Below are 14,717 nucleotides of genomic sequence, written 5' to 3'. Positions count from 1 at the left end.
AAAAATCTCCCCATGCTGGAGAGATTTTTCTAAAATCATTAAAGCATTTCTTTTACTTTGCGAACAACGTTCTCTACAGTAAATCCATACTCTTCCATAATCTTCTCACCAGGAGCAGAAGCACCGAATGTGTCGATACCTAGTACATCTCCATCAAGACCTACGTAACGGTGCCATCCGAATGTAGCACCCATTTCAATTGCGAAACGTTTCGTTACTACTTTTGGTAGTACAGATTCTTTGTACTCAGCAGTTTGAGCTTCAAAGCGATCCATAGATGGCATGCTAACAACAGCTGCATCAACGCCGTCTGCTGCTAAAGCTTTTTGCGCTTCGATTGCTAAGCTTACTTCAGATCCAGTTGCAAGTAGGATTACATCAGCCGTTTCTTTCTTGCTTGCAGAAACTACATATGCACCTTTTGCTACTTTTTCATAAGTATCGTCTTTTGCACCTTCTAATGTCGGAAGATCTTGACGAGTTAACACTAATGCAGTTGGTGTTTTTGTAGATTCTAAAGCTAATCTCCAAGCTGCAACAGATTCGTTACCGTCAGCTGGACGAATAACAGAAACGTTTGGCATTGCACGAAGTGCTGCTAATTGTTCAACCGGCTCATGCGTTGGACCATCTTCACCAACAGCGATACTGTCGTGTGTAAATACATACGTTACAGGCAATTGCATTAATGCTGCAAGACGAATTGCTGGACGTAAGTAGTCAGAGAATACGAAGAACGTACCACCGTAAGTTTTTAAACCGCCATGTAGTGCAATACCGTTCATTGCTGCACCCATCGCAAACTCACGAACACCGTACCAAATGTTTTTACCGCTGTAATCAGCTCTTGTGAAGTCTTTTTCGTTATTCATGTATGTTTTGTTAGAACCAGCAAGGTCAGCTGATCCACCAAAGAATGATGGTACAGACTCTGCAATAGCATTAATTACAGCACCTGAAGAATTACGTGTTGCTGCTTTTGATCCTAATTCATAAGTTGGTAAGCTTTGTTCCCAACCTTCTGGAAGAAGACCATTCATTGCTGCTTGCAGCTCGTTTGCTAATTCTGGATATGCTTGTGCATATTCACCGAGCATCGTGTTCCATGCAGCTTGTGCAGTCTCACCAGCATCTTGTACCGTTTTACGGAAGTTGTCATATACTTCTTCTGCTACATGGAAATCTTGTTCAGCAGTCCAAGCGTATGCTTCTTTCGTTAATTTTGTTTCGTCTACACCAAGTGGAGAACCGTGTGAAGCTGATTTTCCTGATTTGTTTGGAGAACCGAAACCAATTGTCGTTCTTACTTCAATTAGCGTTGGGCGTTTTTCGTCAGCTTTCGCTTCTTCAATTGCTTTTGCAATTGCTTCAATATCGTTTCCATCCTCAACACGGATTACTTGCCAGCCGTATGCTTTGTAACGATCTTCTACACTTTCAGAGAATGAGCGATTTAAATCGCCATCTAATGAAATATCGTTTGAATCGTAAAGCACAACAAGACGACCTAATTGTAAATGAGCAGCTAATGAAGATGCTTCAGCAGAAACGCCTTCCATTAAATCGCCATCACCACAAATAGCGTATGTATGATGATCTACTACATTGTACGCATCACGATTATACTTTGCTGCTAAATGTCTTTCAGCCATCGCCATACCAACAGCTGTTGCAATCCCTTGTCCAAGTGGACCAGTTGTTGCGTCTACACCTGCTGTGTGACCATACTCAGGATGTCCTGGAGTTTTGCTTCCCCATTGACGGAAGTTCTTTAAATCATCCATTGTTAAGTCATAACCAGATAGATGAAGTAGGCTGTATAGTAACATTGAACCATGACCTGCAGATAATACGAAACGATCGCGGTTAAACCACGTTGGGTTATTTGGATTGTGTTTCATAAATTGAGTCCATACTGTATAAGCCATTGGTGCTGCACCCATTGGCATTCCTGGGTGACCAGAGTTTGCTTTTTCAATCGCATCAATGGATAATGTGCGAATCGTGTTGATAGAAAGTTGTTCGATTGAATGTGACATGCTATTCTTCCCTTCGCGTATGTTAGTAAACGTTTTATACATTTATATGATAGCTTCCCACGCAAGATTATACAACATGTATCGACAAATATGTTGATGTTTTTTTGATTTTTCATAAAAAAAACAGTGATTACGGGAATGTATGGGTATTCAATATGACATACTTTTTTATTATTTTTATTTTAAAAAGAAAGGGAATTATCTGTATATTTATACAAATATATGAACTTCTTCTATACCGAATTTTTTGATAAACACTAAAAAAATACAAAAAAAGCATCTGAATTAGATGCTTTTAAAATTCGTTAAACAATCCGTTTTCGAATCGAACTTGAAATAAAATCAATTATAATTACCATTAAAATGATGCCTAATAAAATAATTCCCACGCGGGACCAATTCCGTGAACTCAGTGCAAAAATTAATGGAGTACCAATACCACCTGCTCCAATAACACCTAAAATCGCAGCGGATCGTACATTAATTTCGAATCTGTATAACGTATACGATAGAAAATCCGGTAACACTTGTGGTAATACTGCATACCAAAGTATTTGAAACCGATTTGCACCTGTTGCGATTAACGCTTCCGTCGGTCCCTTGTCTATATTCTCAATTCCTTCCGAATATAGTTTCCCTAACATTCCGATAGAGTGTAATCCTAAAGCTAAAACTCCGGCGAAAGAGCCTGGACCGACAGCTTTTATAAATAAAAGGGCCATAACTAATTCAGGAAATGTACGAACAAAACTAAGTACAAATTTCCCAGTTACTGAAGTTAATTTTCCACTACTCATATTCGTTGCCGCCCAAAAAGCAAATGGAACAGATAAAAAGGCAGAAATAAATGTACCTAATATCGCAATTGCCAACGTATCAATTAAACCATGTAATAAATCTTCACCATCTGGTAAAGATACATAGGACCAATCTGGGTTCAGTACGCCTGTCATAATTGCTTTTGTAATTTCTCCCGCTGTATCCTTTATTCCCTCTAGCGGGACTCCTGAAAAGGCCCATACATATATAACTGTAAGTGCTATAAAAATAATCCAGCGATATACACTCGGTTTCTTCGGTTTCGGTACGATTATCGTCGTTTTACTCATTATAATTTCTCCCGCAACAATGTACTTACATAATCAATTAGCAATACAACAACAAGAGTATAAATAATAATAGAAGCAGTTTGTTGATATTGTAAAAATCCAAGTGTACGATCATAATATAATCCAATACCACCCGCTCCTACTAAGCCTAGAACAGCTGCTGCACGCACATTCACCTCAAATGTATAAAGGACATAGGAGACAAAGTGCGCTTTTACTTGCGGAATTACCCCATAAACAATCCATTGCACCTTATTCGCTCCTACCGCTGTCATCGCTTCTAATGGACCTGGGTCAATTGATTCAATTGACTCATACAACAATTTCGCCACGAGTCCAATCGAGAAAAAAGTAAGCGCCAAAATACCTGGAAGTGGTCCTATTCCAAAAATAGCTACGAAAATTGCCGCTAATAATAAATCTGGTATTGTCCGGATAAAATTTAAAATCAATCGAGCTGAACTGTACAAAAATGCGCTAGTAAACACATTACTTGCCGCAAGTAGTGCAATTGGAATAGCTAAAATCGCTCCTAAAGTCGTCCCAATAATTGCCATGCGCATTGTATCTAACATTGCTGTTGTAATAACTTGAAAATAGCTCCAATCTGGCGGCACCATCTCTTTCAGCAAATCCATCATATTAGGAAAACCAACTACTAGTTTTGCAAATGATGCGTCGACCTGCACACTACTTCCCCACAAAAGTAAAATAACTAGAATAGCCGTTAACATATGTTTCAATTTACTCGGCGGCTTGGGTATCGATTTCGAGTATATCGTCACGTCTTTCATTTGGCTGCCACCTCTAATAATTCGCTTTTCTGAGCTACTTCCCCATAAATTTCAGCAAATTTTTCATCCGTTGCCTCTTCTACCAATCCATCAAAGACAATTTCACCTGCATGTAATCCAATAATACGAGTAGCATATTGCCTAGCTAAATCAATAGAATGCAAGTTTACAATTGTCGTAATTCCAAAATCTTCGTTAATTTTTTTCAAGTCATCCATCACTTGCTTTGTTGTGAGTGGATCTAACGATGCAACAGGTTCATCTGCCAATATAATTTTCGCTTCTTGCGCCAATGCTCTCGCTATTGATACACGTTGCTGTTGTCCTCCTGACAATTCATCAGCTCGTTCATATGCTTTCTCTAAAATATTCACTCTTTTTAACGCCTGAAATGCAAGCTCCAAATCCTCTTTTGGAAATAGACCTAACGTTGTACGCAGTGTCGAATGATACCCAACACGTCCAGCTAATACATTCTTCAATACCGTTGACCGCTTTACAAGGTTAAAGCTTTGAAAAATCATACCAATATCTCGGCGCATACGTCGTAACCCTTTTCCTTTTGCGGCAGTAATAGACTCACCTTCTATTATGATTTCACCTTCCGTAATCTCATGAAGGCGATTTACCGATCTGAGAAGTGTAGACTTTCCAGCCCCGGATAACCCTACCATTACAACAAACTCACCTTTTCGAATTTTCAAGTTTATATTATTCAATCCTTTTGTACCATTCGGATACACTTTGGAGACATTTCGAAACTCTATCACACATCTTACCTACCTTCTATGTATTCAAAACGGCAAACTAACTGAAACTACACCCCTTCCAGTTAGCTGCCATTTCCATATGTATTATTGCGTTTTTACTTTCTTTCCGTATTCACGAACGATATCAAATTTACTATCATCAGATTTAACGTATCCTTCATGTGAGTATACTTCTTTAATGATTTTGTGCCCTTCCTCATTCTTTCCTATTTCAATGAAAGCATCCTGTAATTTCTTGCTCCACTCTGCATCTAAATCAGAACGTACAGAAATCGTATCGTTTGGAATTTTCTCCGTAAATTTCACTATTTTCGTTTGATCGAATATATTAGGATAATCTTTTTTTACAATATTACGAGCATCTTGGAATACAACAGCTGCATCTACATCACCATTTAAAAGAGCAATAAGTGACTGATCATGACCTTTTAATGTAACAGGTTTCACATCTTTCAACGGATCAATTCCCTCTTTTAACAATACAGCCGCAGGCCATACATACCCCGCTGACGATGTTACATCTTGATAACCAATTTTTTTACCTTTTAAATCTTTTACACTGTTAATATTAGAATCTTTCTTAACAACAAACTCAGATTTATAAAAGTCTACTAAATCTTTTGTAGGAGCTCCTGTCTCATCATCTACACCAAAACGTTGTGCCTGTAAAATTACATTTGCAGCCTTTTTCTCATGCGCTAACACATACGCTGTTGGAGGTAAAAAGCCTACATCTACTTGCTTAGATGCCATCGCTTCTACAATTGTATTGTAATTCGTTGAAATACTAACTTTTACCGGCATATTTAATTTATCACTTAATAGCTTTTCCAACGGTTTTGCCTTCGCCTCTAACGTATCTGCATTTTGAGAAGGAACAAATTGAACATTTAAAGTCTTCGGTACATAACCTTTTTTCGTATCTTCATTTTTACTTGCACTTGATTCCTTCGTTCCACAGCCACTTAATAATCCCGCTGCTAGTACAACTGTTGTACTCATTACAAAAACTTTTTTCAACATATTAATGCCTCCATTTTTGTTGTTATAAAATAACCTTCCGTAAACATGAAGAAATATATCACACATTTTCACGAATAATTCCCTATTTACAGAATCTTTACACATTCTATACATTCACATTAAAATTCTCTTCATATATTTGATATGCTTAATTAGCAGATAACAATAGAAAAGGTGAATGATATTGAATCAAAATCAAATTGTAACTTTAAACATCTTATTAACAAGCGATATACATGGTACTGTTTATCCAATTCACTACCAAGATAACTCCCAAGCAGACATTGGTTTAGCTAAGATTTCCACTCTTATAAAAAAAGAACGTTCTCAAAACACAAACGTTCTTTTAATTGATAACGGGGACTTCATTCAAGGAACACCATTTACTTATCATTACGCTACATACGAAAAAGATATGGAAAACCCAATGTCCTTATTAGCCAACTACTTAGAGTATGACATTGCAATTATCGGAAATCATGAATTTAATTATGGAATGGATATATTAAATAATGCTGTGGCTACTGCAAATTTCCCTTATCTATCAGCAAACATTTTAGATAAAAACAGAAAAGAACCTTATTTCGGGAAACCATATATAATAAAACATATTGAATCAAATATAAAAATTGCTATTTTAGGGGTGACAACGCATTACATCCCCCATTGGGAACAAGCACATCATATTAAAGATTTACAATTTGAAGATGCATTTGAAACAACAAAAAAATGGGTTTCTTACATCCGTAAACATGAGAAACCAGATTTACTAGTCGTAGCCTATCACGGGGGATTTGAACGCGATTTACAAACTGGGGTACCGACTGAAGTTTTAACAGGTGAAAACCAAGGATATTCAATGTGCCATGAAATTGAAGGCATAGATATTTTACTAACAGGCCACCAACACCGAGAAATCGCTCACACCGTGATTAATGGTGTAACAATTTTACAGACCGGATGCAATGGACACTCAGTCGGAAAAGTAACAGTAACATTCGAAAAAACAGAACAAAAATGGGTAAAAAAAGAGAGTTATTCAGAGTTATTGCCCGTACAAGGAATTGCGGCAGACCAAGATGTTCTTTCCTTGGTTGCCGATTATGAAGAGAAAACACAAAATTGGCTTGATCAACCTATTGGACTAATCTATGGGGACATGCAAATTTCAGATGCTATGCAAACTCGTTTGCAAGACCATCCTTTTATTGAATTCATAAATAAAATACAGATGGATATAGCTAATGTTTCAATTTCTTGCACAAGTTTGTTCCATAATACATCTCCAGGTTTCCCGAAACATGTAACAATGCGTGACATCGTTTCTAATTATATTTATCCAAATACATTAAAAGTAATTAGAATAACCGGAGCGGATATAAAAGATGCTCTCGAACTCTCTGCTTCTTATTTCACATTAAAAGCAGATGGATCCATCATCGTAACCCCTACCTACATAGAACCAAAGCCGCAACACTATAATTACGATATGTGGGAAGGGATTTCGTACGTATTAAACATTTCAAAACCAATTGGCGAGAGAGTAGAATCTTTACAGTATAAAGGCGCTCCCCTTAATATAAATGAAGAATATGACGTTGTTATGAATAATTATCGCGCAAGTGGCGGAGGGAACTTCTTTATGTTTCAAAATAATCTAGTAGTAAAAGACATACCAACAGATATGTCTGAACTTATCGCTAACTATATATTGAAGCACAAAAGGATAGAAGCAACAGTCAATCACAACTGGAAAGTTATTAAATAACGAATTTAACAAATAAAAAAAGATGGGCTATGCCCATCTTTTAATTTAATTTTGCATTATCTTGCTTTTTTAAAGCTTTTAATTTCGCCGGTGTAACATCCGTTCCTTCTTCGTTAACGACTTTAATTCCTTTTAATTCGTTTAACATATTTTGACGAAATCCTTTTAAATATTGTTCACGTAGCGATTGGCGCTCACGTTGTTCTTCTTCAGTTAAGCCTTCAGCTTTTGCTTTTTTCGCTAAGAAGTTAATGCGTTCAATGAGTTCTTGACTTGGCATCTCGAATCCCCCTTCTACTCAAAACTGATTATTATCATACAATAGTTAGTCCTCTTTATCAAGCAATTGCTTTGTATATTCTACATACCTTCGATGTACAGTTGCTTTTGAAACATCATGACCAAAACCACGAAGTGTTGCTGCAATTTCTTCAAAAGTTAATTCATTCCGGCGCAAACGTACAATTTCCTCAATTGGCACTTCTTTTTTCTCACGTCCTACGCTTAAATGACGATTTTTCAAATTATTCTCTGGACGAAATCCTTTCTCCACTGCTCTTTGCATGCCACGTTTAATTTTTAAATTGTGGATCTTTCTTTGATACTCTTCAACGATCCCAATTATATTTAGCACCATCGAATCAGAATCTGAAAGCTGTAATTCACCACTATGCGTGTGCGTATAAACTTTTATCCCCTCTTTATGTAAACAATGCATTAACGCAATCTTTGCATTTCCTCTACCAAGACGCGTTTCATCTTGTATAAGTAGTACATCAACTTGTTCATCTCGAATTGTATCTAGCACTTCTAATATGCCATCACGTTCAATTGTATAACCGCTAGCCTGCTCCTCAATTACCTTTGTAACATCCATTTGATAGCGCTCAGCTAAATGCAATAATTCATCTTTTTGACGCAATAATGATGTTTCCTGTTCTTCTTTTGTTGTGCTCACACGTGCATAAATAATTGCATTCATTTTGAACCCTTCTTTCTCACTATATCTTCCTTATAGTGTATCATAAATTTGCCTTTCGTTCGAACTTATGTTTGTAGAATGTTTTTTCGCATGTTATACTTAATAATAAGAAAAATGAAAGAAAACGAGGTGTTAGAAAACATGGAAAAGTTAACGAAACGCCAGCAAGACATTCTCGACTTTATTAAGCTAAAAGTACAAGAAAAAGGATATCCACCTTCCGTACGTGAAATCGGTCAAGCAGTCGGCCTTGCTTCTAGTTCTACAGTGCACGGACATTTATCACGACTAGAAGAAAAAGGATATATTCGACGCGACCCAACAAAACCACGCGCAATTGAAATTTTAGGTAACAACCGAATAGAAACACAGTCAGTTATTCAAGTTCCAATCGTCGGAAAAGTTACTGCCGGTTTACCGATTACAGCAGTCGAAAGTGTAGAAGATCACTTCCCACTTCCAGCAAGTATCGTTGCTGGAGCAGATCAAGTGTTTATGTTACGCATTTCTGGAGATAGCATGATTGAAGCTGGTATCTTTGATGGTGATTTAGTTGTTGTTCGCCAACAACAGTCTGCAAACAACGGTGAAATTGTAGTTGCTTTAACAGAAGATAACGAAGCAACTGTTAAACGTTTCTATAAAGAAAAAGATTATTTCCGTCTACAACCGGAAAACTCTTCACTAGAACCTATTATTTTAAAACAAGTGTCAGTTATCGGAAAAGTAATTGGCGTATATCGTGATTTACATTAAAAATAATAAAAAGAAGATAATTCCCTTATTTATATAGGTAATTATCTTCTTTTTATATTTTGATAGATTTCCGTTCATTCAAAAGAATGCGTTTCAATAGTAACATCTCCAGCAGCAGTTTTACCGCTAATCTTTTTACTACCATTACCAATCTTTATATTTTTATTTTCTTCATTAAAAATTGTCACGTCCCCAGCAGCGGTTTGCCCAGTTATAACTGCATCTTGTGGTTTTTCCAATAAAGTAATATCTACATCTCCAGCAGTTGAACTTGCCTCTAAATCATATTTAGAATCATGATCAATAATATCTATATCCCCACTAGCCGTTTTTGCTGTTACTTTCCCTATTACTTTTTTAAAATTCACCTCACCAGCTTTTGTAGACCCCTCCACACTCTTTGCTGTTACATGTTTCAAATCCACTTCTCCGGCGAGTGTTTCAACACTTACGCGGTCACTTTTCACATTACTTATTTCTATTTGTCCAGCGGATGAATTTACTTTTATCTCTTGATAAGAACGTTCAGGTACTAATATAGTCAATCTAGGCGTTTGAAATCCGAAATTGTAAAATGAAAAATCAAATGAAACACCTTTTTCTATTTCCCCTATGACTTTTAATGTATCACCATCTTCAGCAATACGAATCTCCTGTTTACTTACGTCACCTGTTTGCTTTACATAAAAAGAGGAATCAGGAGATTTTTGGACAACAATATCTCCAGCATCTAACTTAACTTCTACATTTTTTAGCGATTCGTTTTTAATTACGTCCTCTTTATCTCCTTTTTCTGCAGTTTGTACTGCTTTTTCATATGTTTGTGAAATCCCTATTACTCCAATAATGATACAAGCGATAGCTACTAATAATATTTTTTTCATCATCTACTCCCCTTTTATCATTTTGAAGTTCCACACTACATAGCGTACACATAATCTTTTAAACCACTTCGTACTATAATAAGCTACAATACATAACAACAAACCTACTCCGACAAACGTTATACTAACGAAAAGATCCAACCAAATAAAAGTACCCATAAATACTTTTACAATAACGAAAAATGGTGTCACTACACTAGCAATACCACCGACCCAAAAGGAAAATATAAAAGCTATAATTGCAATTAATGGGCCTAACACAATAATAAAATTAAACAAACTAAGTCCAACCGCTGCCAGGACAGCTCTTGTTACATTCGAAGTTGATGGATCTTTTTTCATCTCATCAAAGCGATACAAAGCAAGCAAGTCTTTCGCAATTACTTTCGGAGAACCAAGCCCCTTTATTATTTCTGATTCAGTTTTCCCCTCTTCCATCCCAAACTGAAAGTGCTCTTCATAATCAAATAAAATATCTTGTCGCTCTTCTTCTGGTAACTTTCTAAGATGACTTGATAATTCTTTGAGAAACTGTTCTTTACTCATCCCATTCCACCCCTTCAATAATTTCTTGAACACCTTTAGAAAAATCACGCCACTCTGTTACTAATAACGTAAGTTGCGTCTCCCCTTGCTCTGTTAGTTGATAATATTTACGGGGCGGTCCTTCCGTGGATTCTTTTAAATATGTTTGAAAATATTCCTCTTTCGTTAAACGACGTAATAGCGGATATACAGAACCTTCCGATATTAAAAATTTATTTGAAATTTGCTGAACAAGTTCATAACCATAACAATCCTTACGTTTTACAAGCGCCAATACACACAGTTCTAACACACCTTTTTTAAACTGAACGTTCAAGGACAATCCCCCTTTCTTATTTCAGTACTGTTCAATACACGGTACCTGTTATATCCACAATATACCACTTGGTACTATTTATTGCAAGGTACTAAACTATATTTATTCCTAAAATTTAGAAATAGCACAAATAAAAGCCCTAATAAGATCCTGTTGTAGCTGATCATTATTCGGGCTTTTATTCAATTCGAATTACATTCATACACGATTTCATTCACTCTTGCTCCTCTAAGAACCAACTTCCATTTGTGAGCCCAATAAATTTCGAAACACACCTTTTCTCTCTTTAGCCAATTGATTAAATTCACCTTTTTGAACAATTTCACCTTTTCCTAAAACAATAACTTGATCTGCATTACGGATCGTAGATAACCGATGCGCAATAACAACAATAGTCATCGTTCCTTTCAATCTTTCTATTGCTGATTGGATCTTTACCTCATTTTCAGTATCTAATGCACTCGTAGCTTCATCTAATACTAAAATGGATGGTTGTCTTAAAATAGCTCGAGCTAGTACAAGTCGTTGACGTTCACCACCTGAAAGTCTCACTCCACGATCTCCAATTAGAGTATCAAGCCCTTTTGGAAGTATTCGTACAAATTCAGCTGCCACCGCAAAATCTAATGCAGTCCAAATTTGTTCTTCACTCGCATTCGGCTCAATCATCAATAAATTTTCTCTTATGCTTGCATTAAATAAGAAAGGATCTTGTGGCACATAACTAATAGCCCGTCTCAATGACAATAAATTTTCACTTGTAAGAGGAGTTCCATCTATTAATACTTGACCTTTCTCTGGTTGAATCAATCCCATTAAAACATCGATTAATGTACTCTTCCCAGCTCCCGAATGTCCCACAATAGCCGTCATACTATTGATTGGTATTTGCACATTAATATTTTGAAGTGCATACAAATGCTCCTTCTTATTATACCGAAAATAAATATCCTTACATTCAATACCCTGTTCTATACAAATCGGCTTTATATGTTTTTGCTGATGTATATCCTGCATTTCAATCGCTTCATTACATTCCTCTTGTAATTCCCATAATGACTTAAAAGCAGGAATACTCGCAGCAAGCTGTTCTAAATTTGACTGAATTGTCATGAATCGTGGCCATAGTCTCGAAAAAATGAGTATGATTAATAGTAATTGGGCCGGTTGAGCTTTAAATATACTTACTGATAATAATATAAAAAATGCAATTAAAATAGCCATTGAAACTTTATAAAACAATTGAGAGTTCGATCTTATTCTCATATACTCCATTTGTTCGTTACTCATCTTTCCTGTTATAGATTGTAACCAATCTAAACGTGATGCTTCCAAAGTATTACTCTTTATATCTTTAATTCCATTAAAATGATCTGTTATACCAGAAAGATAGCCTTGTGCCAATTTTGAGGTCTTACCGCCTAGTATTCGTGCTTTTTTTATAAAAACACGAGAAGCTACCAAGAATAATAAGCCAAAGACCAAAACAAATATAGTTATTTGGGGAGATAATAAAAACGCAATCCCCACCTGTATGAATGTAAACAGAATAGCAGCTAACAATTGTAAAATTAAATTAACCCCATAACTTACGCGAGCTAATTCTGTAGTTAATATATTTATTAGATTTGTTTTCCTTTTCTCTAAAAAAAAACTCCACTTCGCTTTTAGAATCATACTATATGTTTCTATTCTTAATTCTCGTACAAAAGCTTGTTGCGTTCTCGCATCCCTTAGCGTTATGTTTCTTTGTAGTAGATTTTGACCTAACACTATTAGTATATATATACCTAAAATAGAAATTAGACTTATTGTTTTAGGGAAATCCTGTAAAAATCTATAGACAGGTGCAATAAAAGCAGTCTCCTCACCTACATTGATTATTCCAGTCATACTTATCATAGGAATTAATAAAATAATACCTATCCCTTCAAGTAAACTTATTAAAACCATACCAAACAAATTCACATACAGAATTTTCCCTGCAGAAGAATATAATTTCTTCATAAAATATATAATATGATTCATCGATGTTCCCCCTATAACAAAGCAAGCTCCTTTGTTTTCCTCCAAAGACATAGAAACGGACGTAAAGGAAAATATAAAAAATGAAGAGATTTAGGTAACGGTAATGTTTTTGCATCAATTGGATAAGGATAAAGTTGGCTCAAAATAAATATAATTTTTTGCTGATTAGACATCAGTGAAAATAAATGTCTACTATGATAAGCAAGTACTTCTTCAGGAACAGGTTCAGAATGCAAGTTTATCATTTTCTCGAAATAAAACAGTGCTTCTTGTGCTAGCTGCTTCGAATGTTTTTTAGCTACTAATTCCGTCATTCTTTCATTTAGTCGTGTACCTAGCAATTGTGATGCCAAAATTAATGCTTGTCCTCCTAAATGAAGTATTTGGTATTTTCTCATTAATTTATGAATCTCATTCCAGTTAAGATCTTGATTGACAATTTTTTTTATGTCTACTAACCAACGTAACCTGGACCAACCATGTCTGGCACCATGAGATACAAGAAATAAAAATAAGTCTTCCTTTCCTAACATATATACCGAATTACTCGTAAGTGTACTTTTTCTCTTTCGCTTCCAAAGCTCTTCAAACCCAGGTTCCTTACCCGGTCCGGGATTTAACCTCCAATGAATTTCAAGTTTGATCCGCCTTGTTGGATGGAAAAATGTTATATGGTGATGCCTCCATTTCCAATCACTTAATATCGTTTGAATATAATCATCTTTTACATACCCCTGCTCTAAAAGTAGTTTTTCTACTTTTTCTAAATTTTGAATAGGAATGAGAACGTCCAAATCGCAGGATGTTCGCAAAGAAATATCTCCATATAAGTCCTGAGATAGTACAGGCCCTTTTAGAAACATCGTACGAATCTCATTTTCATTAAAAAGTTTATTCATTCGTTCCATTTCAGCACTTAAATAAAGCATTTGAAATGTATTATTTTTATATTTTCTATTTAAAGTTTGTACAACATGTGAAGGAATTCGTTCCTCATCTACCTGTTTAAGTTTTTGATAAATCACCGGATAAACACGATGATGCATAGCTTGCTCAAGAAAAACTTCCCAATCAATATCTGCAAACCATTCCCTACTGTAAGTTTGCAGTGTTTCGTCATCTTGTAACTTCAAAATTGCAAAAAGAAATTTCAATTCCTTAGACATGAACTCTACATCAAGATCAAAATCATTCCTCATTTTATTCTCCTTTAATAGTGTCCTCACTTAACCTCTTTGCAAATGATCCAACGACAGTAAACTTCTCCATCCCCTCTGATCCAGTAACATAAAAAGAACCGCTACGTAACCATGCATGCGCAATTAATTCCCCATTATTATCCTTAGCGGTTCCTAAATAAAGAGTACTATCAATATGACGTTTTTCGAGCATTTTCATCCCAGCTATAGCTTTAACAAGGCACTGACTTTCCCAAAAAGTATAACGACTCATAACAGAAATAGCTTCGGACACCTTATTTAGTGTATCCCAGTTTGGCTGAATGTGAGTAAATGATGTTTCGTTCATGTAATCTCCTAAAGAAGGTGCAACTTTGGAAAATGTACTACTTTTTAGTACACGTGCCCACCCTAAGAAAATAAAAGCCTCAAAAAGTAAAAATTTTGTTTTTGTGTTCAATGATAAAAATATCCTTAACCTTTTCACAATATTCATTAATCCCTCCCTAACAATTCTCTTAAAG

Annotated in this window: 15 protein-coding genes; 2 read left to right on the top strand and 13 right to left on the bottom strand. The window is 35.7% G+C overall.

Going from position 1 to position 14,717, the window contains the following annotated elements; genetic code table 11:
- Positions 1 to 38: 38 nt before the first annotated feature.
- From tkt to ACFVQC_RS06555, 5 genes are all read right to left on the bottom strand, one after another.
- Entirely contained in the window at positions 39 to 2,039 is a 2,001-nt protein-coding gene (gene tkt, locus ACFVQC_RS06575; RefSeq protein ID WP_377897755.1) for a transketolase, read from the bottom strand.
- A 305-nt stretch (positions 2,040 to 2,344) separates the two neighbouring features.
- The gene (phnE, locus tag ACFVQC_RS06570; protein ID WP_098775464.1) at positions 2,345 to 3,148 is read right to left on the bottom strand and encodes a phosphonate ABC transporter, permease protein PhnE; all 804 of its coding nucleotides are present in this window, start codon (positions 3,146 to 3,148) and stop codon (positions 2,345 to 2,347) included.
- Positions 3,148 to 3,942: a phosphonate ABC transporter, permease protein PhnE gene (gene phnE / locus ACFVQC_RS06565; RefSeq protein ID WP_377897754.1), complete on the bottom strand. Its 795-nt coding sequence runs from the start codon at positions 3,940 to 3,942 to the stop codon at positions 3,148 to 3,150. Before phnE (ACFVQC_RS06565) ends, phnE (ACFVQC_RS06570) begins: the two co-directional genes overlap by 1 nt.
- On the bottom strand, positions 3,939 to 4,712 hold the full coding sequence (gene phnC / locus ACFVQC_RS06560) for a phosphonate ABC transporter ATP-binding protein (protein ID WP_002146247.1): 774 nt from the start codon (positions 4,710 to 4,712) through the stop codon (positions 3,939 to 3,941). The genes phnE (ACFVQC_RS06565) and phnC overlap by 4 nt, the downstream gene beginning before the upstream one ends.
- A gap of 84 nt (positions 4,713 to 4,796) precedes the next feature.
- Positions 4,797 to 5,735, bottom strand: a complete 939-nt coding sequence (locus ACFVQC_RS06555) for a phosphate/phosphite/phosphonate ABC transporter substrate-binding protein (protein ID WP_002146246.1) — start codon at positions 5,733 to 5,735, stop codon at positions 4,797 to 4,799.
- 184 nt (positions 5,736 to 5,919) lie between these two features.
- Between ACFVQC_RS06555 and ACFVQC_RS06550 the strand changes: the two genes are divergently transcribed.
- Positions 5,920 to 7,503 (top strand): bifunctional metallophosphatase/5'-nucleotidase, encoded by a 1,584-nt coding sequence (locus ACFVQC_RS06550; RefSeq protein ID WP_377897752.1) that lies wholly within the window; start codon positions 5,920 to 5,922, stop codon positions 7,501 to 7,503.
- A 40-nt stretch (positions 7,504 to 7,543) separates the two neighbouring features.
- Here the strand turns inward: ACFVQC_RS06550 and ACFVQC_RS06545 are convergent, their stop codons facing one another.
- Both ACFVQC_RS06545 and ACFVQC_RS06540 read right to left on the bottom strand, forming a co-directional pair.
- The gene (locus ACFVQC_RS06545; RefSeq protein WP_002014431.1) at positions 7,544 to 7,783 is read right to left on the bottom strand and encodes a DUF896 domain-containing protein; all 240 of its coding nucleotides are present in this window, start codon (positions 7,781 to 7,783) and stop codon (positions 7,544 to 7,546) included.
- Between the two features lie 45 nt (positions 7,784 to 7,828).
- Complete coding sequence (locus tag ACFVQC_RS06540) at positions 7,829 to 8,485, bottom strand: YneB family resolvase-like protein (RefSeq protein ID WP_002128580.1); 657 nt, start codon at positions 8,483 to 8,485, stop codon at positions 7,829 to 7,831.
- Positions 8,486 to 8,626: 141 nt separating this feature from the next.
- Between ACFVQC_RS06540 and lexA the strand changes: the two genes are divergently transcribed.
- Positions 8,627 to 9,241: a transcriptional repressor LexA gene (gene lexA / locus ACFVQC_RS06535; protein ID WP_377897749.1), complete on the top strand. Its 615-nt coding sequence runs from the start codon at positions 8,627 to 8,629 to the stop codon at positions 9,239 to 9,241.
- A 74-nt stretch (positions 9,242 to 9,315) separates the two neighbouring features.
- Here lexA and ACFVQC_RS06530 read toward each other — a convergent pair whose 3' ends face one another.
- The 6 genes from ACFVQC_RS06530 to ACFVQC_RS06505 all read right to left on the bottom strand — a co-directional run bounded on the left by ACFVQC_RS06530 (position 9,316) and on the right by ACFVQC_RS06505 (position 14,689).
- Positions 9,316 to 10,128: a DUF4097 family beta strand repeat-containing protein gene (locus ACFVQC_RS06530; protein WP_377897747.1), complete on the bottom strand. Its 813-nt coding sequence runs from the start codon at positions 10,126 to 10,128 to the stop codon at positions 9,316 to 9,318.
- Positions 10,129 to 10,671, bottom strand: a complete 543-nt coding sequence (locus ACFVQC_RS06525; RefSeq protein WP_002111217.1) for a DUF1700 domain-containing protein — start codon at positions 10,669 to 10,671, stop codon at positions 10,129 to 10,131.
- A complete protein-coding gene (locus ACFVQC_RS06520; protein ID WP_283751018.1) occupies positions 10,664 to 10,987 on the bottom strand; it encodes a PadR family transcriptional regulator in 324 nt (107 codons plus the stop codon). The genes ACFVQC_RS06525 and ACFVQC_RS06520 overlap by 8 nt, the downstream gene beginning before the upstream one ends.
- Positions 10,988 to 11,215: 228 nt before the next feature.
- On the bottom strand, positions 11,216 to 13,015 hold the full coding sequence (locus tag ACFVQC_RS06515) for an ABC transporter ATP-binding protein (RefSeq protein WP_377897745.1): 1,800 nt from the start codon (positions 13,013 to 13,015) through the stop codon (positions 11,216 to 11,218).
- Positions 13,016 to 13,026: 11 nt separating this feature from the next.
- Complete coding sequence (locus tag ACFVQC_RS06510) at positions 13,027 to 14,214, bottom strand: nucleotidyltransferase domain-containing protein (protein WP_377897743.1); 1,188 nt, start codon at positions 14,212 to 14,214, stop codon at positions 13,027 to 13,029.
- A gap of 1 nt (position 14,215) precedes the next feature.
- Complete coding sequence (locus ACFVQC_RS06505) at positions 14,216 to 14,689, bottom strand: lasso peptide biosynthesis B2 protein (RefSeq protein ID WP_070144437.1); 474 nt, start codon at positions 14,687 to 14,689, stop codon at positions 14,216 to 14,218.
- Positions 14,690 to 14,717: the final 28 nt, after the last annotated feature.

This window comes from Bacillus sp. NPDC057893, assembly GCF_042796455.1.
GTDB lineage: Bacteria > Bacillota > Bacilli > Bacillales > Bacillaceae_G > Bacillus_A.
The sequence above is the reverse complement of the archived record's forward strand: the minus strand, read 5'-3'. Positions and strand labels throughout refer to the sequence as shown.